Annotated in this window: 23 protein-coding genes; 11 read left to right on the forward strand and 12 right to left on the reverse strand. The window is 62.3% G+C overall.

Going from position 1 to position 24,890, the window contains the following annotated elements:
- Positions 1-18: 18 nt before the first annotated feature.
- The 8 genes from DD235_RS10545 to DD235_RS10580 form a co-directional block, all read right to left on the reverse strand.
- The gene (locus DD235_RS10545; protein WP_204524230.1) at positions 19-795 is read right to left on the reverse strand and encodes an amino acid ABC transporter permease; all 777 of its coding nucleotides are present in this window, start codon (positions 793-795) and stop codon (positions 19-21) included.
- A complete protein-coding gene (locus DD235_RS10550; RefSeq protein WP_109062277.1) occupies positions 792-1,529 on the reverse strand; it encodes an amino acid ABC transporter permease in 738 nt (245 codons plus the stop codon). The genes DD235_RS10545 and DD235_RS10550 overlap by 4 nt, the downstream gene beginning before the upstream one ends.
- Positions 1,529-2,920: an MmgE/PrpD family protein gene (locus DD235_RS10555; protein WP_162300469.1), complete on the reverse strand. Its 1,392-nt coding sequence runs from the start codon at positions 2,918-2,920 to the stop codon at positions 1,529-1,531. Before DD235_RS10555 ends, DD235_RS10550 begins: the two co-directional genes overlap by 1 nt.
- Positions 2,917-3,747 carry a transporter substrate-binding domain-containing protein gene (locus DD235_RS10560; RefSeq protein WP_109062050.1) on the reverse strand — a complete coding sequence of 277 codons (831 nt, stop codon included), beginning with the start codon at positions 3,745-3,747 and terminating at the stop codon, positions 2,917-2,919. The genes DD235_RS10555 and DD235_RS10560 overlap by 4 nt, the downstream gene beginning before the upstream one ends.
- A 49-nt stretch (positions 3,748-3,796) precedes the next feature.
- Positions 3,797-5,197: an aspartate ammonia-lyase gene (locus DD235_RS10565; RefSeq protein WP_109062051.1), complete on the reverse strand. Its 1,401-nt coding sequence runs from the start codon at positions 5,195-5,197 to the stop codon at positions 3,797-3,799.
- Positions 5,190-6,170, reverse strand: a complete 981-nt coding sequence (locus DD235_RS10570; protein ID WP_109062052.1) for a LysR family transcriptional regulator — start codon at positions 6,168-6,170, stop codon at positions 5,190-5,192. Before DD235_RS10570 ends, DD235_RS10565 begins: the two co-directional genes overlap by 8 nt.
- Before the next feature lie 277 nt (positions 6,171-6,447).
- Positions 6,448-7,929, reverse strand: a complete 1,482-nt coding sequence (locus DD235_RS16875) for a TPM domain-containing protein (RefSeq protein WP_193519588.1) — start codon at positions 7,927-7,929, stop codon at positions 6,448-6,450.
- A gap of 70 nt (positions 7,930-7,999) precedes the next feature.
- Positions 8,000-9,394: an anti-phage deoxyguanosine triphosphatase gene (locus DD235_RS10580; RefSeq protein WP_109062053.1), complete on the reverse strand. Its 1,395-nt coding sequence runs from the start codon at positions 9,392-9,394 to the stop codon at positions 8,000-8,002.
- Between the two features lie 103 nt (positions 9,395-9,497).
- On the opposite strand from DD235_RS10580, the gene DD235_RS10585 reads away from it, so the two are divergent.
- From DD235_RS10585 to DD235_RS10620, 8 genes are all read left to right on the forward strand, one after another.
- Positions 9,498-10,589 (forward strand): mechanosensitive ion channel family protein, encoded by a 1,092-nt coding sequence (locus DD235_RS10585; RefSeq protein WP_275667548.1) that lies wholly within the window; start codon positions 9,498-9,500, stop codon positions 10,587-10,589.
- Positions 10,590-10,766: 177 nt separating this feature from the next.
- Positions 10,767-12,065 (forward strand): ABC transporter substrate-binding protein, encoded by a 1,299-nt coding sequence (locus tag DD235_RS10590; protein WP_338028415.1) that lies wholly within the window; start codon positions 10,767-10,769, stop codon positions 12,063-12,065.
- 16 nt (positions 12,066-12,081) lie between these two features.
- Positions 12,082-12,987: a branched-chain amino acid ABC transporter permease gene (locus DD235_RS10595; protein ID WP_109062054.1), complete on the forward strand. Its 906-nt coding sequence runs from the start codon at positions 12,082-12,084 to the stop codon at positions 12,985-12,987.
- Positions 12,987-13,931 (forward strand): branched-chain amino acid ABC transporter permease, encoded by a 945-nt coding sequence (locus DD235_RS10600; RefSeq protein WP_109062055.1) that lies wholly within the window; start codon positions 12,987-12,989, stop codon positions 13,929-13,931. The genes DD235_RS10595 and DD235_RS10600 overlap by 1 nt, the downstream gene beginning before the upstream one ends.
- A 13-nt stretch (positions 13,932-13,944) precedes the next feature.
- Positions 13,945-14,688 (forward strand): ABC transporter ATP-binding protein, encoded by a 744-nt coding sequence (locus DD235_RS10605; protein WP_109062056.1) that lies wholly within the window; start codon positions 13,945-13,947, stop codon positions 14,686-14,688.
- Positions 14,688-15,350, forward strand: a complete 663-nt coding sequence (locus DD235_RS10610; protein ID WP_109062057.1) for an ABC transporter ATP-binding protein — start codon at positions 14,688-14,690, stop codon at positions 15,348-15,350. The genes DD235_RS10605 and DD235_RS10610 overlap by 1 nt, the downstream gene beginning before the upstream one ends.
- Positions 15,351-15,375: 25 nt before the next feature.
- Positions 15,376-16,812, forward strand: a complete 1,437-nt coding sequence (locus tag DD235_RS10615; protein WP_109062058.1) for an aldehyde dehydrogenase family protein — start codon at positions 15,376-15,378, stop codon at positions 16,810-16,812.
- A 4-nt stretch (positions 16,813-16,816) separates the two neighbouring features.
- Positions 16,817-17,572, forward strand: a complete 756-nt coding sequence (locus DD235_RS10620; protein WP_109062059.1) for an SDR family oxidoreductase — start codon at positions 16,817-16,819, stop codon at positions 17,570-17,572.
- Between the two features lie 47 nt (positions 17,573-17,619).
- Here the strand turns inward: DD235_RS10620 and DD235_RS10625 are convergent, their stop codons facing one another.
- Both DD235_RS10625 and DD235_RS10630 read right to left on the reverse strand, forming a co-directional pair.
- Positions 17,620-18,744 carry a zinc-dependent alcohol dehydrogenase family protein gene (locus DD235_RS10625; protein ID WP_109062060.1) on the reverse strand — a complete coding sequence of 375 codons (1,125 nt, stop codon included), beginning with the start codon at positions 18,742-18,744 and terminating at the stop codon, positions 17,620-17,622.
- Between the two features lie 91 nt (positions 18,745-18,835).
- Entirely contained in the window at positions 18,836-20,272 is a 1,437-nt protein-coding gene (locus tag DD235_RS10630; RefSeq protein WP_109062061.1) for an aminotransferase-like domain-containing protein, read from the reverse strand.
- 132 nt (positions 20,273-20,404) lie between these two features.
- On the opposite strand from DD235_RS10630, the gene pdxS reads away from it, so the two are divergent.
- Entirely contained in the window at positions 20,405-21,322 is a 918-nt protein-coding gene (gene pdxS, locus DD235_RS10635) for a pyridoxal 5'-phosphate synthase lyase subunit PdxS (protein ID WP_204524231.1), read from the forward strand.
- Positions 21,323-21,324: 2 nt separating this feature from the next.
- Complete coding sequence (gene pdxT, locus DD235_RS10640; RefSeq protein ID WP_204524232.1) at positions 21,325-21,963, forward strand: pyridoxal 5'-phosphate synthase glutaminase subunit PdxT; 639 nt, start codon at positions 21,325-21,327, stop codon at positions 21,961-21,963.
- Positions 21,964-22,011: 48 nt separating this feature from the next.
- Here pdxT and DD235_RS10645 read toward each other — a convergent pair whose 3' ends face one another.
- Positions 22,012-23,226, reverse strand: a complete 1,215-nt coding sequence (locus DD235_RS10645; RefSeq protein WP_109062063.1) for a D-amino acid dehydrogenase — start codon at positions 23,224-23,226, stop codon at positions 22,012-22,014.
- Positions 23,227-23,439: 213 nt separating this feature from the next.
- Between DD235_RS10645 and DD235_RS10650 the strand changes: the two genes are divergently transcribed.
- Positions 23,440-24,327, forward strand: a complete 888-nt coding sequence (locus DD235_RS10650) for an amino acid ABC transporter substrate-binding protein (RefSeq protein WP_109062064.1) — start codon at positions 23,440-23,442, stop codon at positions 24,325-24,327.
- A 63-nt stretch (positions 24,328-24,390) separates the two neighbouring features.
- On the opposite strand, the gene DD235_RS10655 is transcribed toward DD235_RS10650, so the two are convergent.
- On the reverse strand, positions 24,391-24,879 hold the full coding sequence (locus DD235_RS10655; RefSeq protein ID WP_109062065.1) for an Lrp/AsnC family transcriptional regulator: 489 nt from the start codon (positions 24,877-24,879) through the stop codon (positions 24,391-24,393).
- Positions 24,880-24,890 lie beyond the last annotated feature (11 nt).

The raw sequence follows: 24,890 nt of genomic DNA on the forward strand, positions 1-24,890 counted from the left end.
CTCCTGGAATACAGTGTGTTACGCGATTGCGTAGCGTTTTTCGAGTCGGCGGGTCCAGCGTGCAATCGGATAGCAGTAGGCGAAGAACAGGATCAGCAGCAGGCCGTAGACGGGCATCAGCAGGGCGGTACTGTTTTCTGCAGACAGCACGGCACGGGCCACGGTGACGCTGTCTTCCACCCCGACAATGGAGACGAGCGGGGTCGCCATCATCAGGACGGCGTAGACGTTCATCCAGGGCGGCACCATGCGTTTGATGGCCTGTGGCAGGATGATCATGCGCAGGGTCTGCCCCCGGCTGAAAGCGAGGGCATTGGCTGCTTCCCACTGTCCTGATGGCAGGGATTGAATCCCGCCGCGCACGACTTCCGAGACATTGCCCATGACGGGCAGCATGAGACCGATGATGCCCTTGACCCATGCCGGGAATGGAATGGTCCAGCCGAAAAACTGGATCTGGTACGGCAGGAGCAAGACGCAGAAAAACAGCAGAACCAGCCAGGGAGCATTGCGAAAGAACTGTGTGATCCAGTCGGCTAGCGTACGCACCAGCGCAATCTGGGAAACCTGTCCGATGCCCAGCAGTGCGCCCAGCACTGTGCCGATTGCCATGGCGGCGACGCTGATGCCTACGTCCACGGCGAATCCCTGCAACAGCAATGGGAGCCACTTGATCAGGGCACTGATGCCAGGCTCCGTGCCGCTGGCGGATGCGCTCTGTGGCAGGGCCAGTGCGAGGAGGGTGATTGGCGCGAGACGCCAGCGAAGGATTGTCGAAAAGTCGGGTTTTGTCATGCGTGTCCCCATCCAGGTACGGCGATTGCGCGTTCCAGTATCTTCATCAGCCAGGTGAATGCACCGATCACCAGCATGAAAAACACCAGGAGAACCACCATCATTTCCAGTGCATTCAGGCTTTCGGACCATATCTGCGACGAGGCATACAAGACTTCGGGTACGGCAATGGCGAAAGCATTGGTGGTGGTCTTGATGAGATTGACGAGATTGTTGGTCAGGCCGGTCAGGCTGATACGCACCGAGAGTGGCAGGACAATCCGGCGGAAAATCTGCCGTTCGTTCATGCCCAGCGCATCGGCCGCCTCGATCGTCGAGCGTGGCACGGCTTCGATGCCGGCACGGAAAATTTCGACATTGAATGCGCCTGCGTACAGCGTTAGCGAAATGATGGCCCAGGTGACGTTGCTGAGAACGGGCTGCATGCCAGGCAGCAGTCCGCTGAGTGCGGGTCCCAATGCAAAGTAGAAAAAGTAGAGCTGTACCAAGGGCGGTGTGTTGCGAAAAGCATGCACATAGCCGTTGACCAGACGTTGTGCCCAGGCCCCTCCTGTGTATTGCAGGTAGGCACCCAATGCCCCGACCAGCAGGCTGCCGACAATCGAGGCAATCGATAGCCAGGCGGTATACAGAATGCCTTCCAGGAACAGGTCACGGTCAAAGGCATCGTAGAAGAGCGACAGATTGATGCCATGCGATTCATTCAGACCGGTAAAGAATGCAGCGATATCCATCATGCCCTCCCGATGTGGCCAGGACCGCGCAACAGGTGACGCAGGTCAGTGAGCCTGTCCAGATCCTGCAGCCGGAGCCAAAGCGCCTGAGCCTGTTCGGGCGAGTGCACATGCGAGGCACATGCGATGAATTTGTCCTGCATTGTCTTTTCGGAGGCAGGCTGTTGTGGCATGCCGGTCGCAGCCAGAACGGTATGAGACAGTTGCCGGCCATCCGCCAAATGGATATCCACCCGGGCTGCCTCGGGGCATGACGTGGCGTGTTCGGGAGGCACCAGTGCCTTGTCTTGCCGGAGCGTGACACGCTGCATCAGGTGCTGTAGGGCAGGGTCTGCCAGCGTTGCATCGTTCAAGTGCGAAATGCGTACATCGCCATGCAGCAGTGTGCAGGCAATGGCAAATGGCATGCTGAATTGTGCTTCGCCGGGCTGCTTGGGCTTCTGATAGGGCAGGCTGGTGATGACCAGCGGCGTGCCGTGGCAGCAGATGGATACGACCTGATCGAGCGTCCAGCGGTGTTGGGTCTGCAATGCGATGACGGCCTCGATGGCGGCCTGCACGGCCGAGCACATGGGACGCAGCTTGAAGGCAATGCCGGGATCGAGCAGGGCATAGCGGGAGCCGAGAGCCTGAATGGCGGCGAGGTCCAGAATGCCGCCATTGAGCGTGCCGGCATAGCCGCGTGGACGTTCGAACGTGCCAGGTTGCCCCGCGATACCGGCGCGTGCAGCATAGGCTGATTCGATGCCACTGCGTGCCGCCATTCCGCATAGATAGGGTTTGGCTGTGGCACCGTGTGTGGCGCGCAGACCCATTGGCTGATTGGCGGCCAGTCTGATGGCATGTGCGGTTGCTTCTACGTCAAGGCCGAGCAGTTTGGCGGAAGCGGCTGCGGCACCGACGATCCCCAGCGTGGCGGTTGTCCAGTGGCCGCGTTCGTACAGGCTGTTGGTGAGGGCCAGGCCCAGTGCGTATTCGGTTTCCACGCCAACCACAAAGGCTTCCAGCAACTGTGCTCCCTGTGCGTTTGTATGCTGGGCGACGGCCAGGGCGGCGGGCAGGACGGCAGCAGTGCCATGGACGATACCGGCGTAGCATGTGTCGTCGAAGTCCAGTGCATGTCCTGCCGTACCGTTCAGCAGGGCGGCTGTATGCACATCGGCACCAGCGGTTCCGTCGGCCAGTTCGCAGGGGCCGGTGTACCTTGGCAGGGTGGCGCATTTTGCGAAGACGTCGGTGACACAGCCTGCCAGCATGACGCCCAGGCCATCACGGATGCAGGTGCGCGCCACCGACAGGGCAGGCGCAGGAATGGCAGACAGGGAAAGCCCTGCCCCCCACTGTGCGATATGGCTTTCCATATCCGGCAATGCGTGGGAGGCGTTACTCATTGGGCGGCTGCCTTTGTCTGCTCTTCGGTCAGGAATTCGCTGGCGGGCAGGCCCCATTTCTGTTCGAGCGAACGCAGCAGGCCCGATGCGTGCCAGTCCGTGACGGCCTGACGTGCAAAATCGCCGTAGGCCTGGTCGCGCTCCTGCAGGGGGACGGCGATTGCCCATGGCACGACGTTTTCCACAGGCAGTGGCATTTCATAGTCTGCCCACTTGGTTTCGCCGCCGGCCAGAATCGACGCCAGCAGTGTGCTGTCTTGCAGGAAACCGATGCAGGAGCCGGTCAGCAACGCATTCTGTGCTTCGACGTTGCCAGGGAAGGCAACGATTCTGGCTCCATATTTTTGTGCAATGTCGCGGTTGTAGTAGGCACCCTGCGTGGCGCATACGGGCTTGTCCTTGATGTCTTCCCAACGCTGGATACCGGCATTCTTGTGAATCAGCAGGCCGGTGCCGCCGGCGTAGTAAAAGGGTTCGATGACCCCGACGACCTTGCGCCGCTGTTCGTTGACGGACATGGTCGCAATCATCATATCGATGCGCCCCTGTTGCAGGAATTCGATACGGTTGGCGGTCTGTACGGGTACCAGCTCAAGGCGGACGTCCAGCCGCCTGGCCATGTCGGCAGCCAGGTCCGGTTCGAGCCCGACAATGCTGCCACTGGGATCGAGATAACCGAAAGGACGGTAGTCGGTCTTGACGCCTACGCGCAGCACCCCGTTATTCTTGATCCGGTCCAGCACGGCGCTTTGCGCCTGTGCCTGTCCGGTTGCCAGGATGCCGGTTACTGCCATTGCAGCCAGCAGGGTTGAAAAGGATTTCTTCATGGTTTGTCTCCGTTATTTATGAATAGTCAGGCCAGAAGGAAATGTGTGTTCAGCAATCGATAATGGTGGACTCCCGTGTCAGTGCGATGGCCTGTTCGCGTGCCAGCAGCCCCTGGTCCTGCAGGGCATCCAGCAGGGTTTTGTTCTGTGTTGCGGCCTGGCGCACCATGGCGCTGACCTTTGCGTAGCCCAGTGTCGGAATCAGGGCGGTGGCGATTGCGGAGGACTGCAGCAGGTGTCGCTCATTGGTCGTGACGTTGGCGCGGATGCCATCGACACATTTTTCGCGGAACAGGCGGATGCCGTTGTGCAGCAGCCGGATCGAGTCGTACAGGCGGTCGGCCACGACAGGCTCGAAATGGTTGATTTCGAGTTGACCGCCTTGATTGGCCTGGGCCACGCAGACATCGTTGCCTGTCACAGCAAAACCGATCTGCACCATCGCCATGGGCAGTACCGGATTGATCTTGCCTGGCATGATGGATGAGCCTGCCTGTACTGCGGGCAGTTCCAGCTCACCCAGGCCGCCGTTGGGGCCGGATGACAGCAGAATGAGATCGGAGGCGATCTTGCCCAGGGAGGTGGCGCAGGTGCGCAGTTCGGCCGAGACCCGAGTGAACGTATCCAGGTTCTGCATGGCGTCAAAGGCATCGTCGGCCGGATGAAAGTCGACCCCCGTGATATTGGCCAGATGGGCGTATGCGCGAGCCTTGTAGCCTTTGGGGGCACCAAAGCCCGTGCCGATGGCCGTGCCCCCCAGGGGCAGGGCGCGCAGATCGTCACGGCTGCGGGTAAGTTCCACTGCCAGCCGTGCCGTCAGGGCCGCATAGCCGCCGAACAACTGTCCCAGCGTCATGGGCTGGGCATCCTGCAGGCAGGTCCGCCCAAGATGCAGTACGTCCTGAAACTCGTCGGCCTTGCGCCGGAAGCTGGCTGCCAGTGCGCGAACCTCATCGATCATCGGTGCCAGCAGGGTATGGGCGGCGATTTTCATGGCCGCAGGGTATACATCGTTGGTCGACTGGGAACGATTGACGTGGTCGTTGGGATGTACCCGGTCGTAGATGCCGGGCTGTCCACCGAGCAACTGCTGGGCGCGATTGGCCAGTACCTCGTTGACGTTCATGTTCGAGGAGGTGCCGCCCGAGCCTTCCATGAAATCCACGATCAGGTATTGATCGTGCTGTCCTTCGGCCAGTTCACGGCTGGCCTGGACGATCGCCTCGCACTGCGCCCCGTCCAGCACGCCCAGGTCGTGGTTGGCCAGGGCTGCCGCCCACTTGCAATAGGCGAAGGCGCGTGCGAACTCGCGCTCGGAGCCGATCGGCCGTCTTGAAAAGCTGAGGTTCTCGACTCCCCGCAGGGTATGGACACCGTACAGGGCGTCGCCGGGGATATCTACCGTGCCGAGATAATCGGCTTCCGAACGCGAGCGTGAGGTTTCAGGCATTGTCTTTCCAGGGATGGATGGTGATGAGTCCGGGTAGTGCGTCGTTGATGGCGGCGAGTTCCCGGGATACGTGGTCCTGCAAAATGATGCGCACCATTTCGAAGGTTTCCTGTGCCAGCGAGTCGTACTCGCCTTTGCGGGCATGCAGGTACAGCGTGCGTTCGGCATGGAGTTCCGGTACCAGATCGTGGCGGACTGCCGTTGCCGAACGTCCCCCTTGCAGCAGACACAGTGGCGTGGTGACGGACCAGCCCACGCCGCCGGCGACCATGGCAGTCAGGGTGTCGGCGGTGTCGACTTCCAGGCGTCGGGCGGGAGATAGACCCAGGCGCCGCAAGGCGCGTTCTGCCTGGGCACCCAGGTGTGACTGTTGGTTGAAGCGCACGATCGGCAGTGTCCGGGACAGTGCCATGAGATCTTCGGTTGAGTTGCAGACAGGTGCACCTTGCCTGGGGGAAATAATGAAAAATCGTTCGGACATCAGGGCGTGGTTGGCCAGGCCTTCGAGATCCAGTGAGCGGGTGGTGATCACCAGGTCGAGTTCACGACGGGCGAGTGCTTCGCCGAGTGCAGGCGTCAGGCCTGTCCGCAGGGACAGTTGTGCGGTGTTGCGCAGCAACTGGTGTACCAATTGCGTGCCGCAGGTAGCTGCGCACGAGTCGACAATGCCGATTCTCAAGCTGGGCTTGATGCCCTGGCTGGCTTCGATGACTGCCCCGCGCAGATTCAAGGCTTCATTCATCAGCATCTGTCCGCGGTTGAACAGTGCCATGCCAGCCGGTGTCAGTGTCAGGGGGCGCGCCGAGCGGTTGAGCAGTGGCGTGCCGAAACTTTCCTCCAGCGTGCGTACGGACTGGGAAACGGCAGATTGCGATATGCCGAGACGTTCTCCGGCCTTGGACATATTGCAGTCCTGGGCGGTGGCGAGGAAAACACGAAGCGCTTGCATGTCGATGGGGCGGTTATCTTGCATGGTGGGTCTCGATGAGCTGAAGGTTAGGTTTTTGAAGAAATGGAATGAATAGTGTTAACCACTATATTAGTGAAACTAATGATTTGGCTTAGAAGGAGCGATACCTGAATCAGGTCGGTCTGGCATGCGCAAAGGCATGGCCGGCACGCCCTCAGGGCACGCCGGAAATAATGTTTGTGATGCAGTGAGAACTGCGCTGGATGCCAGGGCGAGGCGTTATTTCTGGGTTGTGATCGTGGCCTGCTGCCCGGACTGGAGAATTATTTTTCTTGCTTGATTACCACCGGCCGCCTGCCCCGCCGCCACCGCTGGAGCCGCCTCCGAAACTGCCGCCTGAGCTGCCCCCGCCGCTGCCGCCTCCCGAGCTGCCGGAGCTGCTGCTGTCCTGCAATTGGGCAAGCGTGACCATGCCGAGCGAGATCTTGTAGTCGCAGAAGGCGCAGGCCTGGATGCGTTCGCCGGTGCCGGCTGCGGAGTAGGTGGCCGGTTTGCGTACTTCGATGTCCGGTTTCTTGAGCGTTCGCCCCTGGCAGGATGGACACGTTTCATAATTCGCGGTGTGACGGCCATCGAAGCCGATCACCCGGTGGTTGCCGGTATCGGTATCCCGCCATATCTCATAGGACCTGGAACCCAGCCGTTCTTCGCAGCGCTGCTGGTCGGTTAGCCAGGCTTCCAGCGCCTTGGGCTCAATGGTGTCGCGATGGATCCGGCTCCATGAACCTGCCTCGGCGGGCGGGGTTGCACGCAGGCGGGTCAGTCTGCTGCCTGGTCCGAGGTCGTAGTAAGCCTTGTAGGCAAAGGGTGACAGCAGCAGGGTTATGAGGTTCAGGCGTGTGAAAGCAAGCTGCATGTCCAGGCCGGTTTTCGTGTCGCGTGTACTGTCACGGATGAAGAGGCGGCATCCGTAAAAGTGATAGCACAGCATCAGTGCGCAGAATAGACCGACAAACCAGGGCAGATTGCGGAACTGGTAGGCCTGCAGGATCGAGTCCGTGAATATCAGGACGATCAGGCTGGCAAACAGCAGGAGCAGGAAGGTCAGCACGGCATACCAGAAGGCATGTCCCTTGTAGCGGGCTGGAGTGATGCCGTGCCGGGCCAGTACCCGTCGGCGCGACCAGTTCATCCAGCCGAACGCAAGCATGCACAGCAGCAGGATTGTCAGGGTTCGCTCCAGGGCGGGGGCATGCAGGTTCCAGAAGGTCGGCTGCCAGGCCTGCAGGGCGGCTAGCTCCATGTCGTGCTCAGGCGACAGGAAGATGCTTTCGATGGCTTTGGCCGTGGCCAGCACCGCCATGTCGGGATTGCCTACCTGCAGATAGGGCACCAGGTAGCGCTCTGCGATCTGGTTCAGCAGGGCATCGGGAAAGACCCCTTCCAGTCCGTAACCAGTGATGAAACGGTATTCGCGCCGATCCATGCTCAGGAACAGCAGCAGGCCGTTGTTGCTGCCTTGCTTGCCGATGCCCCAGTGCGAGAACAGGTTCAGGGCAAATTCGAAGTCGCTGTCGCCGGCGTAGTCGTTGACCACGACCATCGCGAACTCACTGTCGTTGGTTTGCTCGATGCCGGCACTCAGGACATTCAGTTGCGCACGGGTGTGACTGCCCAGATTGCCGTCCGGATCGCTGACATAGTGGTCGTTGCCCTGGGCCCTGGGGTTGGGCAGGGACTGGACGGTATATTGCGCATGTGCGCTCAGGCACCAGGCGAGGCTGGCGATGAGGGCAATCAGGAAGCTGCGGATCTGGATCATCGGGAAGCGGGGTATTCAGAGATCATACCTATCGGCACGGTCGCCGCCGGCGTCGTAGTGCGTCAGGGCCTTACATCCGGTCGAAGACCGACCCCATGTGCGGCAGGAACAACCGGTCATAGGTCTTGAGCAGGAAGGCATCGGTCATGCCGGCGATATGGTCGCAGATCACGCGCGACCTTTCCTCGGTGGGGGCTTTTTCCCAGCGCTGGAAAGTGTCTCTGGGCAGGAAGGATTTGGGCTCCGAGGCCATCGCCTCGAAGACGGCAATCACCAGGCGCTGTCCCTTGAACTCCATCTGCTGGACACCGGGACTGAGAATGACGGCTTCGCGCACGGCGGCCTTGAGCGCATCCAGAAAGGTCTTCACCTCGGCAGGCAGGTCGGCACGATGGCGCAGCAGGGGGGCCTCGAAGGTTTCATCGGTATGGATGCGGGCGTGGCTGATGAAATAGTGCACCAGCCGGCCGATGAAGCGCTTGCGCTTGCCATCGTCGCCGAACAGCCGTTCCACCATCCAGTCGTAGGCAGCTTCGGGTGTGGTACCGGGCAGTTCGTCCGGATAGCGCTTGCCCAGATCGGCGCGCAGATAGTCCAGAAAATGCAGGCAGGCCGGCACGGGCACGTAGCGACGGAATTCGTCGGCCGAAATCAGTGCCATGGTCAGGGCATCTTCCAGATCATGCACGCCAAAGGCGATATCGTCGGCGATGTCCATGATGCTGCAATCGAACGACTTGTGCCGTGTCTTGCCGTGATGCGGCTTGCCCTGGGCATCGACAAAGGGGCGCTGCAGATCGGTGAAACGGTCGCGGTCACTGTTCGAGAGCGGGGCCAGGATCCAGTCGACGACGGCCTGCTCGCTATCCATGTAACACTTGGGCGGCCGCGAGGCCTTGCGGTCGATGATGCGCAGGGTGCTGGGGGTCGGGTCGAGCCGGGGAGCCAGCGCCGGGTTGTAGACTGCGGAATGGGGGGCTGGGTACTTGAGCAGGCTCAACAGGGCACGTCGTGTCAGGTTGGCACCGGCACCATCGGAAAATTTCTCCAGCCGCGAGACGATGCGCAGCGTCTGGCCGTTGCCTTCGAAGCCTCCCTCCTCGCGCATGCAGTAGTTCAGCGCCACTTCGCCGCCATGGCCAAACGGTGGATGACCCAGGTCATGGGTCGCACCGGCCACCTGGATCATGCTCAGGCTGGGCAGGTGCTTGTGGATGTCTGTGTATTCAGCCTGTTGCTCGAACTGGCGCATGATGCCGGTGGCGATCTGCGCCACTTCCAGGCTGTGCGTCAGGCGGGTGCGATAGAAATCGTCGTCGCCCGGGCTCAGGATCTGGGTCTTGCCCTGCAATCGGCGAAACGAGGCGCAATGGATGATGCGGGCATAGTCGACGTCGTCGGGCGAGCGTACGTCGGTTGGAGCGGAAGTCCAGGATTCACGGCGATCCTGCCAGGGTGTGCTCATGGCGGCGGGTTCCTGATGGGGAAAGGACGGATGACGATACGGTAACATGTGCCGGACTGTGGCTGTGTCCGGCCCTTGCCGGTATCAGAAAGGCTGGCGACGCATGCTGCGGACATGGCGCTGGGTGATGTTTTTCTTCGACAGGATTCCTGTTTTCATGCACGATGAACTGATAGTCAAGTATTCCGTCGGTGCCGGACTGGCGCTGCTCCTGCTGCTGTGTCTGTTCGGCCTGCAGATCATGGCTGCGCGGCGTCGCTCTCTGACCCACAGCATCGTTTTTCATGTGGTGCAGGTGGCGTTTCTGCTGGGCCTGATCGGGGTGCTGCGCTATTACGCCGAAATGGCGGTGCGCGATTACCAGCTCGATACGGTGGCAAATCACATCATCGATTTCATGTCGGTGACGGCCATGGCGCTGATCGTCACGCGCAAGCTGTTCATGCTGGTCAACCGGCTGGAACGGCGGCAAATCCGCAAGGGCAGCGATCCGACTTCGTCACGGATCGTGTCGCGGGCCTTCAAGCTGGCGGTCATGCTGATCATGATGTTGCTCTTTGGCGAGCATTTCGGCATGAGTCTGTCGGGCCTGCTGGCCTTTGGCGGCATCGGCGGCATTGCCATCGGCATGGCCAGCAAGGACATCCTCAGCAATTTTTTCTCGGGCGTGATGCTGTACTTCGACCGACCGTTCAGCATCGGCGACTGGGTGTCTTCGCCCGATCGCAATATCGAGGGCACCGTGGTCGAGATCGGTTGGCGCATGACCAAGATCATCACGTTCAGCAATCGTCCGATGTATGTGCCCAATTCGCTGTTCGCCACCATCAGTGTCGAGAATCCGGGACGCATGACCAACCGTCGGATCAATACCGAGATCGGCTTGCGCTACGAGGATGCCGGTCGTGTGGCCGGCGTGGTGGAAGACATCCGTACCATGCTGCTGGGCAATCCGAAGATCGACACCACCCAGACGGTGCTGGTGTACTTCAACCAGTTCGCGGATTCGTCGCTGAACATCATGGTCTATTGCTTTACCAAGACCACCGACTGGGCGGAGTGGCTGGCGGCGCAGCAGGAGGTCTACCTGGCGATCATCGATATCGTGCAGAAGCACGGCGCTGATTTCGCCTTCCCGTCGCAGACGGTGTATCTGCAGCACCAGGATGCTGCGCCTGGCCCGGGTGGTGCATAGCCATGATAGGAGGCTGTCGTGCAGGCAGCGCCAGGGTAGCTAGGGTTTTCATCCATTCGTGGATTTGGAAGGTGCCGTTCATCAAATAACAATTCATTGTGCCTGTCAGCTCGGATAGTATTTTCTGCAGGATGCGTGCATAGACACAGATCCATCAGAAAAATACAGGAGACAGTCATGATGACGAAATTGCGTATGGCCGCGCTGCTTGCGGCCGGGCTGGCGTTCGGCGGCATTGCGCAGGCAGCGACCAAGCCGGCCGAAATGAAGGTCGGGATCAGTACCTATACCTCGGGTTCGGCTTCGGTGTTCGGCGTGCCGGGCAAGGAAGCGGCAGAACTCTGGATCGAGCAGTTCAATGCGGCAGGCGGCCTCGATGGCGTGAAGCTGACGCCCGTGTTCATCGACGAGGGCATGGGCAGCGACAAGGTTCTGACCGAGTACCGGCGGCTGGTGCAGGAGCAGGGCGTGAACGTCATGCTTTCGGCCATCTCGAGCGGTAACTGCAATGTGGTGGCCCCGGTGGCCGAGGACCTCAAGGTCCTCAACATTCTCTGGGACTGTGGCACCGAGAAGGCGCTGGAAAACAAGAACTACCAGTATGTGGTGCGTACCCAGGCCAATGCCGTCAGTGAAATGGTGGCGACGGTTCTCTACCTGCTGAAGGTCAATCCCGATTTCAAGACCATTGCCGTGGTCAACCAGGACTACGCCTGGGGCCGTGATTCCTGGGAAATCTTCCGTACGACCCTGCAGGCACTCAAGCCCGACGTCCGCGTCGTGGCCGAAATGTTCCCCAAGTTCGGTGCGCCTGACTTCTCGACGGAAATCACCCGCCTGCAGGCTCTGCGACCGGACGTGATCCTCAACACCTCCTGGGGCGGTGACCTGGATACCTTTGCACGCCAGGCATCGCAGCGCGGACTGGCCCGCAACTCGCTGCTGGTCTTGCCGCTGCTTGAAAGCTCGCTGGATCGCGTCGGAGCCGTGCTGCCCGATGGCGTGATTGCCGGTGCACGTGGTGACCATTACTACCTGCATCCGACCTACAAGGATGATCCCAAGCATCAGGCATTCGTCGAGGCCTTCCAGGCCCGCACCAAGACCAACCCGATCTATCCGGTCTACCACATGGTCCAGGCTCTGGAGGGCATGGTCGCTGCCTACGAGAAAGCCATCGCCGACAACAATGGCGAATGGCCCGAGGTCGAGCAGGTGGCGGCAGCCATGAAGGGACTGGAATTTCGCGGGCTGACCAGTCCGGTGCGCATCCGTGAGGATGGACAGGGCCTGGAGGACCAATTGCTGGGCACGCTCAAGCGGCACGATGGCGAAACCATTCCGCGTATCGACAATGTCATGGTGATCCCTGCTGACATGGTGACGACGCCGGTGGGCGAAGTGTCTGCCGAATGGATCAAGACACTGACGCCGGACATTCTGGAAAGCGAACGACTGACTTTCATCAGCCAATGACATCAAGAGGGCGACGATGAATCTGGACCTGTTGTTGCTGGCAGCTGCGGATGGTTTTTCATACGCAGGCCTGCTGTTTCTCGTGGCCCTCGGCTTGACGCTGATCTTCGGCGTGCAGGGCATCCTGAATGTGGCGCATGGCAGTCTGTATGCGTTCGGCGGGTATACCGCCGTGTCCCTGACCCTGTGGCTGATGGCGCATACCCAGGCTTCCACCCCGTTGCTGTTTGCCGCCCTGATCGTGGCGGCCATCGTGGCGGGTACGGTGCTGGGCGGGGTGCTGGAACTGTTGTTGCGTCAGGTGCAGGGCAAGGATCCCGTCCTGCAATTGCTGGTGACGTTCGGGGCTTTCCTGATTTTTGAGGATGTCCAGAAAATGCTGTGGGGCGTATCGCCGATGTCCGCTGGTGAACTGGTCGGAAGGCTGGGTACCGTGGATCTGTTCGGCGTGACCTACATGGCGTACCAGTTGCTGCTGGTGCCAGGCATCGCGCTGGTCCTCTTCCTGGGTGTGCACTATGTGCTGCGCTTTACCCGGCTGGGCAAGCAGGTCGTGGCGGTGGCACATAACCGGGAGGTGGCCACGGCGCTGGGGATCGACGCCCGCAAGGTCGGCCTGCTGACGTTCGTCGGGGCCGCGATACTGGGTGCCTTCGGCGGTGCGCTGGCGGCACCGACCACGACGCTGGTGCCGGGCATCGGGGCCGACATGATCGTGCTCTCGTTTGCCGTGGTGGCGACTGCGGGCCTGGGGCAGATCACCGGAGCCTTCATCGCGGCGCTGATGATCGGGCTGGCCCGTTCGGTGGCGGTCTACATGGCTCCCGAGTTCGATGTGGCCGTGCCCTACCTGATCATGGTGGCCGTGCTGCTGATCCGTCCGAATGGCTTGTTCGTGGTCGCCCAGGCAAGGAGAATCTGATGTTTGTCCGCAATTTGACGATTGCCGGCGCGCTTGCGTGCCTGGCACTGGGACTGTTTTTCCCCTGGAGCAAGACGCCGATCATCGTGGCCCTGTCGTTCGGGGTGGCTGCCCTGGGCGTGGGCGTCATGGTGCGGGCCGGCCAGGTCTCGTTCGGCCACGCCCTCTATGCCATGATCGGCGGTTATGCCGTGGCCATGCTGGCGCGCTCCTTTCCGGGGCTCGATGGCGTCGTGCTGGTGCTGGGCGGCGTGCTCGCCAGCACGCTGGTGGGGGCAGTGGTGGGGCTCTTCGTGGTGCGTTATCGCGGCATCTTCTTCGGCATGCTGAATCTGGCAATCAGCATGGTGCTGTTTTCGGTTGCCGGCAAGATGTACCAGTTCACGGGGGGGACCGACGGCTTGCGCGTGGCGCGGCCTACCATGCTGGGGATCAGCATGGATCGCACGGTGTTCGAGACGGTGTTGCTGGTTGGCATGATCGTGGCTGCCGTCGTACTGGGATGGCTGGTGCAGCGATATTTCCGCTCGGCTGCCGGCGAGGCGCTGGCAGGCATCAAGAGCAACGAAACCCGGCTGGAGTATCTCGGCCTGTCGGCCCGCCGCATTCTCTGGAATGGCTACCTGATATCGGCAGCGCTGGTCGGGTTTTCCGGGGCTATGTTCGGCCTGATCCAGGGGCTGGTGACGCCTGACATGGGGTATTGGATCCGCTCCGGGGAGTTCGTGTTCATCACGATCCTGGGCGGTACCGGGCATGCCATCGGGGCATTCCTGGGCGCAGCGGTGTTCGAGGTGGTCAAGCTGTTTGCCGGTGCCTATATCCCCCATGCCTGGCACATGCTGCTGGGCGGCACGCTGATCCTGGTGATCGTGGTCCTGCCGGGCGGGATCGTGGGGCTGTTGCCCAAACCACGGACACAGGCCCGCCGGGTGGCGGACTGAAAGAGAGGAAATCATGGAACCGATTGTCCAGACCCGGGACTTGTGCCTGTCTTTCGGGGCAGTTGTGGTGGCTGACCACATCGATTTTGAATTGCACACCGGCGAACGACTGGCCGTGATCGGCCAGAATGGTGCCGGCAAGACCACGTTCATCAATATTTGTACCGGGTTCCTGCGTCCGGCCAGTGGCAAGGTGTTTTTCGATGGCACCGATGTCACCGGCATGACGCCCCGGCGCATCGTGCGGCTGGGCCTGGGACGTTCGTTCCAGTTGCCGCAACTGTTCCTGGAGCATACGGTACGGCAGTGCCTGGAGATCGCGGCCGCCGGTCGCAGCGGCAAGCTGTCTTTTTTCACGCCGTTGGCCGATGCCGTGTCGGCGCACGAAATCGAGCACACGCTGGAGCTGGTCGGGCTGCGGGACCGTGCCCATGAGCCGGCTTCTTCCTTGCCTGAAGGACAGCGCAAGCTGCTGGATGTGGCGATGGCCCTGATGCTCGATCCCAAGCTGCTGATCATGGACGAGCCGACCAGCGGTGTGGCGAGCGAAGACAAGCATGGGCTGATGGAGACGTTGATGCGGGCGCTCGACGAGCGCAAGGTGACCAGCTGGTTTGTCGAGCACGATGTCGATATCGTCACGCGCTACGCCACCCGGGTGGCGGCCTGGATCGCCGGCAAGGTGGCAGCGGATGGCACGCCGGCCGAGGTGCTGGCCAATCCGCAGGTCAAGCGCGAAGTGCTGGGGGAATTCTGATGCTGACACTCGATAACGTGAGCGTGAGGCTGGCCGGTGCCAGCGTGTTGCGTGGCGTGACCGGCACCTTGCTGGCGGGCACGGCCGTGGCCGTGGTCGGCCATAACGGGGCCGGCAAGACGACGTTGCTGCGGACCATCATGGGCCTGGCCAGGGCGCATGAGGGGCGGATATTGCTTGGCAATGACGATCTGATGCGCTGGCCTGCCCATCGCCGGGCCGGCCTGGGGATCGGTTATGCGCCGGAGGAGCGTGTGATCTTCCCGACCATGACGGTGTTGGAGAACCTGCGACTGCCTTGCGAGGTGGATCGATTGCCGGATACCGACATCCAGGCGCGCCTGGAGATGGTGCTGGATGTCGTGCCGCAGCTCGGGGACATGCTGCCGCGCTCCGGGGCGGCACTCTCCGGTGGGCAGGGCAAGATGGTGGCGTTGGGTCGGGCGCTGATGATCGGTACCCGCATGGTGCTTCTGGATGAGCCGTTCCAGGGGCTGGCACCTGTGCTGGCTTTGCAGTATGCCGAGGCTCTGGGGCGATTGCGCCAGATATGCCCCGAGCTGTGCATCGTGATTACCGAGTCCAACGCCAGCCTGCTGCAGGATATTCCGGATCAGACGCTGGTGCTGGCCCGGGGGGCGCTGGTCGAGGGTGCGCATTGAACAACATAACGAGAGGAGCAAAGTGATGTATCAGATGTTCATTGATGGACAGTGGTGCGATGCAGCCGGAGGCGGCACCATTGATGTCCTGGCACCGGCCGATGGCCGTGTATATGCGCAGGTGCCACGCGGGCGGGCGCAGGATGTGGACCGGGCCGTGCGTGCTGCACAGTCTGCCCTGGACGGGGAGTGGGGGCGCTTGAGCGCAACCGAGCGCGGCCGTGTGCTGCATCGGATCGGGCAGAAGATTCTGGCGCATGCCGACGAACTGACGGAGATCGAGGCGCGTGATACCGGCAAGCCACTGGCCACGGCCCGCAATGATATCCAGGTGCTGGCCCGCTATTTCGAGTTCTACGGTGCGGCAGCGGACAAGGTGCATGGTGAGGTGATTCCGTTCTTCAACGGCTATACCGTCAACCTGCTGCGCGAGCGGCTGGGCGTGACGGCGCACATCATCCCCTGGAACTATCCTGCGCAGATGCTGGGCCGTTCGGTGGCCCCGGCCCTGGCGATGGGCAATGCGACCGTGCTCAAACCGGCCGAAGATACGCCGCTGTCGGCATTGCGGGTGGCCCAACTGGCGACAGAGGCCGGCTTGCCGGCCGGGGCGCTCAATATCGTGACCGGCCTGGGCGAAGAGGCCGGTGCCGCGCTGGCATCGCATCCGGGCATCGATTTCGTCAGCTTTACGGGATCGAACGAGGTCGGTTCGCTGATCCAGCAGGCCTGCTCGCAGACGCCGGTCAAGTGCGTGCTGGAACTGGGGGGCAAGTCCCCGCAGATTGTGTTCGATGACGTGGACATCGAGCGTGCCGCACCGATCATCGTCAAGGCCATTGTCCAGAATGCAGGGCAGACCTGCACGGCAGGCAGTCGCCTGCTGGTGCAGAAAGGGATCTACGAGCGGTTCGTGTCGCGGGTGGTCGCGCTGTTTGCCCAGGTGCGGGTGGGGACGCCGGAAATGGACTTCGACTGCGGCCCGGTCATGAATGCAGCACAGCAGGCCAGGGTGCAGCGTTATGTGGACGAGGCCCGCCAGGCGGGCGTGCCGGTGCTGGCCGAGGGACAACTGGCCGATGATCTGCCAAGGAACGGCTTCTACGTAAAGCCAACCATGTTCGGCCCGGTGGACCCGGCCAGCCGGCTGGCGTGCGAAGAGGTGTTCGGCCCGGTCCTGGCGGTCATTCCCTTCGAGGATGAGGCCGAAGCGATCCGGATTGCCAATGGCACGGAATATGGCCTGCTGGCCGCCATCTGGACCGAGAACGGGGGGCGTCAGCAGCGGGTGGCCAAGGCGGTGCGCGCCGGGCAGGTTTTCATCAATTCATACGGTGCCGGAGGCGGAGTGGAACTGCCTTTTGGCGGAACCAAGCGCAGCGGCCATGGCCGGGAGAAGGGGTTCCTGGCACTGGAAGAGGTCAGCACGACCAAGACTGTGGTGCATTTTCATGGGGAGTAGTCGGATGGACAAGAGATTGCAGGACAAGGTCGCCATCGTGACCGGCGCTGCGTCGGGTTTCGGCGCAGCCATTGCACGGACGTACGTGGCCCAGGGGGCCAGGGTTGCGATTGCCGATATCAACGAGGAAGGTGCCCGCGCACTGGCGCAGGAACTCGGCGCGCAGGCATTGCCCGTGGCCTGCGACGTGACGCGTCGCAGCGACATCGAAAACCTGGTGCAGCAGACGGTGCAGACCTTCGGGACGCTGGATATCGTGGTCAACAATGCCGGCACGACGCATCGCAATCAGCCCCTGCTGGATGTGGACGAAGCAACCTTTGATCGCGTGTATGCCGTCAATGTGAAATCGATCTACTACATGACGTTTGCCGTGTTGCCGATCCTGCGGGGCAAGGGTGATGGCGTGATCCTCAACATCGGCTCGGTGGCCGGCATCCGGCCGCGCCCGGGCCTGACCTGGTACAACTCGTCCAAGGGTGCGGTCAATATGCTGTCCAAGTCGATGGCAGTCGAATTGGGCCCCGACGGCATTCGCGTCAATGCCATTTGCCCGGTACTGGGGGTGACCGGTTTGCTGGAGGCCTTCATGGGCATGCCCGATACGCCGGACAACCGCAAGAAATTCCTGTCGACGATTCCGCTGGGGCGGTTTGCCGAGCCGGCGGATGTGGCCAATGCGGCCTTGTACCTGGCTTCTGACGAGGCACGGTTCATTACCGGCGTCGAGTTTCCGGTCGATGGTGGGCGTATCGTCTGACGGAAGTGGCCACGCCATTCAGGGGAATGGCGTGGCCAGGTACAGGTCTACAGGATGATGATGTCGCGCATGGCCACGCCATCGGCCATGCGGTCGAAACCTTCGTTGATCCGATCCAGGCCCAGGCGCTCGCCCATCAGGCGGTCAACCGGCAGTTTGCCCTGTTCGTACAGGCGGATGTAGCGCGGGATATCGCGTGCCGGAATGGCTGATCCGATGTAGCTGCCCTGCAGGGTACGTTCTTCGGCCACCAGGCGTACGGGCGACAGTTGCAGTCGCTTGGCAGGATGCGGCAGGCCCGCCGTGACGGTCATGCCGCCGCGCCGGGTGATGTCCCAGGCCAGTTCAAGCGCCGGGATCGCGCCGGCCATCTCCAGCGCATAGTCCACACCGCCGGCCGTCAGTGCCCGGATCTGTTCCGGCAGCGAGGGATCACCGGCATTGAAGGTGGCGGTGGCTCCCAGCGTGCGTGCCAGTGCGAGCTTGTCGTCGTTGAGGTCGATGGCGATGATTTCACTGGCACCACTGGCGACGGCGGCCAGCAGTGCAGAGAAACCGACGCCGCCCAGGCCCAGTACGGCAACACGGCTGCCGGCCTGTACCCTGGCGGTGTTGATGGCGGCACCCACGCCCGTCAGGACGGCACAACCGAACAGCGCCAGTTCGGCAAAATCGAGGTCCGTCTCGACCTTGACGCAGGAGCGGCGCGACACCACCGCATATTCGGCAAAGCAGGATACCCCGACATGATGGTTGACCGGCTGCTCACCGAGGTGGAGCCGGCGGTTGCCGCCCAGCAGCGTGCCTGCCGTATTGCTGGCGGCACCTGGTTCGCAGAGTGCGGGTCGGCCTTCCATGCAGGGCAGGCAGCAGCCGCAGCTGGGCATGAATGTCAGCACGACCCGGTCGCCGGCCTGCAGGTCAGTCACGCCAGCGCCGCACTCGACGACCTCGCCGGCCGACTCGTGGCCGAGCACCATGGGCAGGGGGCGCGGGCGGTCGCCGGAGATGACCGACAGGTCGGAATGGCAGAGTCCGGCAGCCCGGATGCGTACCAGCACCTCTCCCGGCCCTGGCGGGTCGAGTGACACTTCGGATATGCGCAAGGGCTGGCTCTGGTGATAGGGGCGCGGCAGGCCTTCTTCGGCGAGCAGGGCAGCGCGGATTTTCATGACAGGTCTCCGGTTTTTTTGTGAAAACCAGTATAAGGAGACGGGTCGGAGTTGGGTATTCGCTGTATCGAAAGAGGGTTTTTGATACTGCTTAAGCCTGCCTTCGCGCGCAGGCTTCCATGCTCTGCTCGAGTGCGACATAGATGGCCGGGTCCAGGCTTTGCGCCGCATTGACCCGCATGAAGCCGGCCGCGCTTTGCGACAGACTGAATGCGTTGCCCGGTGCCAGCACCATGCGGTGGCGCTCCAGCGCATGGTGGGCCAGTGTGGCGGCATCCAGGCCGTGCGGCAGGGTACACCACAGGAACATGCCGCTGTCGGGGCGGTGCCAGGGATGGATGCCGAGTGCCTGCAGCCGTTCCAGCGCGATGCCCATGGCATCGGCCAGCCGCGCGCGCAGCCCGTTCATGTGGCGCAGGTAACTGCCGCTGCCCAGCAGGGTATGCAGCAGTTCGGCCGAAAAATGTCCGGACTCGAAGGCCGTGGCCAGCTTGAGATCGACCAGTTGGCGTATCCAGTCCGGGCGGGTGGCGATGTGACCTACGCGCACCGAGGCCGACAGGGTCTTGGAAAAACTGCCGACGTAGATCACCCGTTGCAGGCCATCGAGCGCCGCCAGGCGCGGGGCGGGGCGGTGCTCGAAGTCGGCAAAGACATCGTCTTCGATGATGGTCAGGTCGTATTGTGCTGCCAGCAGCAGTACCTTGTGCGCGATGTCCGGCCTCAGGCTGGCACCGGTCGGGTTGTGCAGGGCTGCATTGGTGATGTAGAGGCGTGGCCGGTGGCGCAGCAGGCAGTTCTGCAGGGCGGGCAGGTCGGGGCCGTGTGGCGTGTAGGGCACGCTGACGACATCGGCGCGGTGTGCGCGCAGCATGGCCTGGAAGCTGAAGTAGCAGGGATCATCCACCAGGACGGTATCGCCCGGTTGCAGCAGGAAGCGGCACAGCAGGTCCACGGCCTGCGTGCCGGATTCCGTCAGCATGATCTGCGCGGGGGCGGCGGGAATACCGCGCTCGCCGAGCCGGTGGGACAGCAGTTGTCGCAGTTCGGGCAGTCCCTGTGGTGTGCCGTAGCCGGTCAGCGGGGCCAGCGGGCGGCGTGACAGTGTGCGCAGGGCGCGGCGGATATCCTGCTCGGGCATCCATGCCGCCGGCAGCCAGCCGCAGCCGGGCTTGAGGCTGGCCTCGTCGGCCAGCAGCGACTGGCGCGTGACCCAGACCGGATCGCTGTCCGGCGGCAGCCCTGGTTGGGTCTCTGCGAGGCTGAACGGGGTGAGCTGGTGGCCGACATAGAATCCCGAGCCCGGCCGCGATTCGATCAGTCCTTCCGCTGTCAGGCGGCCATAGGCCTCGACGACGGTGGAACGCGAGACACCCAGTGATTCTGCCTGGCTGCGGATGGACGGCAGGCGCTTGCCAGCACATAGACTGCGGTTTTCGATGCGTTGTCGGATGTCGCGCATGACGGCCTCGACCCGCGTGGTGGCGGGGCCGGTGGTGGTGTCGGCAGGCAAGGGAGCAGTCAGCATGATGACTCGATTGTATTGAAGAAAGACCAGTACGGTTTGTTTGAATCGTACTGTTTTTGTGGCTGTCTCGCGGCGGCACCGGTTTCTACAATCTGCGCATCTTTTTTCATTCCTGATATGCGAGGTATCGATATGCATGCTGTTGCCAGCGCGGAAGTGATTCGCCTGAAGACCGGATTGGCCGAAATGCTCAAGGGGGGCGTCATCATGGACGTCTGCACCGTCGAACAGGCCCATATTGCCGAAGCGGCAGGGGCCTGCGCCGTGATGGCGCTGGAGCGCGTGCCCGCACAGATCCGGGCCGAGGGTGGGGTGGCACGGATGGCCAACCCGACACTGATCCGGGGCATCATGGCGGAAGTATCGATCCCCGTGATGGCCAAGGCACGCATCGGGCATTTTGCCGAGGCCCAGGTGCTGGCGCACCTGGAGGTGGATTTCATCGACGAGAGCGAGGTGCTGACCCCCGCCGATGAGGTGCACCATATCGACAAGCATGCCTTTGACGTGCCGTTCGTGTGTGGTGCCCGCAATCTGGGCGAGGCGCTGCGGCGCATCAACGAAGGTGCGGCCATGATCCGCACCAAGGGCGAGGCCGGCACTGGCGATGTGGTGCATGCCGTCAAGCACATGCGTCAGATCATGGCGGATATCCGTGCACTGGCGGCCCTGCGCGAGGATGAGCTGTACGTGGCGGCGCGAGACTTGCGCGTGCCATTCGGCCTGGTGCAGGAAGTGGCGGCCAGCGGCGCGCTGCCGGTCCCGAATTTTTCGGCCGGCGGAATCGCCACGCCGGCCGATGCAGCCCTGTTGCGCCAGTTGGGCGCACAGGCTGTTTTTGTCGGCTCGGGCATCTTCATGGACAGCGGTCGCGCCTATGCTGCGCCGGAAGAGGCTGAGCGGCGTGCCCGCGCCATCGTGCAGGCCTGCACGTATTTCGATGATCCTGCCGTCGTGGCCGAGTGCAGTGCGCTGTGTCAGGGGGCCATGCATGGTCTGGCCGTGGGCGCGATTGCCCGCGAAGATCTGTTGCAGTCGCGCGGGGATTAGGCATGTTTACCCCGTGCAGGCCGTCTGTCGATATCGGCAAGTCCGATATGCGTATCGGGGTCCTGGCATTGCAGGGAGCCAGCGAAGCGCATCAGCGCATGTTGCTGGGGATGGGGGTCGCCGCCCCGGCCGTACGCCGGGCGGAAGATCTCGAGGGACTGGATGGGCTGGTTCTGCCGGGGGGCGAGTCCAGTACGCTGCTGCATTTCCTGGCGCAGGATGACTTCCTGCCGGCCGTGGCTGGCTTTGTGGCACGACGGCCCTGCCTGGGCACTTGTGCCGGATTGATCCTGCTGGCGCGCCAAGTCCTGCCGGCGCAGGCCAGCCTGGGGCTGCTGGATGTGACGGTGCGGCGCAATGCCTATGGCCGGCAACGCGAGTCGCATATCTGCCACGACAACGGTTCGTCCTGGGGCGATGCGGCGCTGGAGATGGTGTTTATCCGGGCCCCCCGGATCGAGCGCTGCGGCCCGGCTGTCGAGATCCTGGCGCGGCGCGGGCAAGAGCCGGTGCTGGTGCGCCAGGGGCACCTGTTGGGCTGCGCCTTTCATCCGGAACTGGGTCGGGATACTCGGGTTCACCAGTTGCTGGTCGATGCGTGCCGGGATGGGGCCGTCCAGGGCCTGGACGAGGCTTCCTGAGGGTGAGCAGAGCCCTGGCGGCAGCCGCTGCCGTGACGTTTTGCTGGCTTACTCCAGGGACTGGACAATCCTGAGCGCCGAACCAAAGGCCAGGGTGAAGCCGAGGGCTCCGTGTCCGCTGTTGATCCAGAGGTTGGGATGGCCTGCTGCCCGTTCGGTGATGGGCAGACCGGTCGGTGTGGCTGGCCGCATGCCGGTCCAGGGCTGCAGGTCATCGCCATCGGCGAAGGCCAGACCGGGGAAGACGGCACGCGTAGAATGGCGCAGGCTGTCGATCCGGGAGGGATCGAGACGGGTATCGTTGCCGACCAGCTCCACCATGCCGGCCACGCGCACCCGATCGCCCAGGCGGGCAAAGACCACCTTGCGCTTGCTGTCGGTCACGCTGACCAAAGGTGCGGTGCTGCCGGCGGCAACCGGTACGGTAATGCTGTAGCCCTTGAGCGGATAGATCGGCAGGCGGATGCCCAGCGGCGCAACCAGTGCCGGTGTCTGCCAGCCGAGTGCGCTGACGAACAGATCGGCCTCGATGTCGCCCTGGCTGGTGCGAACGGCCTTGATGCGACCCCCTTCGGCCAGTAGCGCGCGCACCTGTGTGGCAGGCAGCCACTGGGCACCGCCTGCCTGCAGATGCGTGACCAGTCCCTGGCAGACCGACAGGCAATCCGCGACGCACTCGCTGGCGGTGTATACGGCACCCGCAAACTGATGCCGATAACCGGCCAGTGCCGACTCATGAGCGATGGCGGCATCTGCATCAAGGAGCGACTGGGCGGGTGCGCCCAGACTGGCCTGCAGGTCGATCTGCCGCTGTGCGGATTGCATGGCAGTGGTATCGGGCAACAGGACCAGTTTGCCTGCCTGGGCAAAGTCGCAGGCGATGCCTGTGTTGGCCAGCATGCTGTCGTAGCCAGCCCGGCTGCTGGCCGCCAGTGTCAGCAATTCGGCGGTGGTGCGGTGCGATCGCTGTGCATTGCAGGCGGCCAGGAATGACAGCCCCCATTGCCACTGGTGCGGATCCAGCTTGAGGCGGAACTTGAGCGGAGAGTCCGTCGCGCAGAACAGCTTGGGCAGTTGCCCGTAGATGGCCGGGTCGGCCAGGGGCTGGACATAGGCATAGCTCAGTTGTGCACCGTTGCCGGCGCTGGCCCCCATGCCTGCTTGGGTCTGGGCATCGATCAGGGTGATGCGCCAGCCTTTGCGCTGCAGTTCATAGGCGGTGGCCAGGCCGACGATGCCGGCACCCAGTATGCATGCATGCATGATCCGCGTTTCCAGAGGAGTTCAGAAGTTTTTATTGTGCGCGACATATGGGCTCGACGCCAGCGGTGCAAGCGATGATGTTGCGTTGCATCAGGGATAACACTGGATCGCGGGTTTTTCCTGATTCTTCGTAAGGGAATTTTCAATACGATAAAAAACGTACGGGGAGTGAACCACTCCCTTTCCTGTTGTGCCAGACAATGGAGGTGTTGCATGAAGAAGATTCTGATGAGTGCCATCGTGGCGGGGTCCGCCTTGGCCAGCCTGTCGGCAGCGCATGCGGATACGCTGGGCAAGATTGCGGATTCCGGGCAGATCACGCTGGCGTATCGCGAGTCTTCGGTGCCGTTCAGCTACCTGGTTGGCCCCAGCGAACCGGTCGGCTTTTCAGTCGAGATCGCCAAGGCGGTGGCCGAAGAGGTCAAGAAGCAGCTCGGCAAGCCTGACCTGAAGGTCAATTGGCAACCCGTCACCTCGCAGAACCGGATTCCGCTGCTGGCCAATGGCACCATTGACCTGGAGTGCGGCTCCACGACCAATAACAGCACCCGTGCCCAGGACGTGGCTTTTGCCACCAACCATTTCTATACCGGTACGCGCCTGCTGACCAAAAAATCGTCAGGCATCCAGAACTACGAAGACCTCAAGGGGAAAAACATCGCGACAACGACCGGCACCACCAATTTCCAGGTGTTGCGGCGCTATGATCGCGAACATAATCTGGGCATGAACATCCTGCCGGGCAAGGATCATGCCGATTCGTTCCTGCTGGTGGAAACCGGGCGGGCACTGGCATTCGGCATGGATGACATCCTGCTGTTCGGGCTGATTGCCAATTCCAAGGATCCGTCCGCCTACGAGGTGGTGGGCGAGGCACTGCAGGTCGAGCCGTATGCCTGCATGCTGCGCAAGGATGATCCCAAGTTCAAGGAACTGGTCGATGGCGTGATCAATGGCATGATGGATTCGGGTCAGTTCGCCACACTCTACGATACCTGGTTCATGCAGCCGATTCCGCCGAGCAACGTGCCGCTGGGCTTGCCCATGAGCGAGGAGCTCAAGAAAAACATCACCGAGCACAGCGACAAGCCGGCCACCTGATCCAGCCTGTATCGACTTGTGTTCCTGGGGGGAGGCTGCGTGCCTCCCTCTGTGTTTTCGGGGTCAGGCGCGCAGATGCCGCGTCGGCAGGGCTGTGGTGTACTTGACCTGATCCAGAGCAAAACTGGAGCGGATGCTGGAGACAACGGGAATCTGCGTGAGGCATTCCAGCATCAGCGCCTGGTACTTGATCAGGTCTTCCACCACGACCCGCAGCAGGAAGTCGGCTTCACCCGTCATCAGGTAGCACTCCATCACTTCAGGGCGCTGGCTGACTGCCTGCGTGAAAGTCTCGAGCGAGCCTTTGTCCTGCTGGTGCAGCGTCACATGCACGAACACATTGACGGCCAGGCCCAGCTTGAGTGGATCGACCAGCGCGACCGAGCCCCGGATGATGCCCCGCTCACGCATTTCCGCGACCCGTCGCCAGCAGGGCGAGGCCGACAGGCCGACCTGTTCTGCAAGATCCGCGTTGCTGATTTCGGCGTTTTTTTGCAGCGCATCCAAGATGCGCAGACTGGCTTCATCCAGCAAAACGGGTGGGTTGGGCATAAAATTCCTTT

The sequence above is a fragment of the Corticimicrobacter populi genome (genome assembly GCF_003123725.1).
GTDB lineage: Bacteria > Pseudomonadota > Gammaproteobacteria > Burkholderiales > Burkholderiaceae_B > Corticimicrobacter > Corticimicrobacter populi.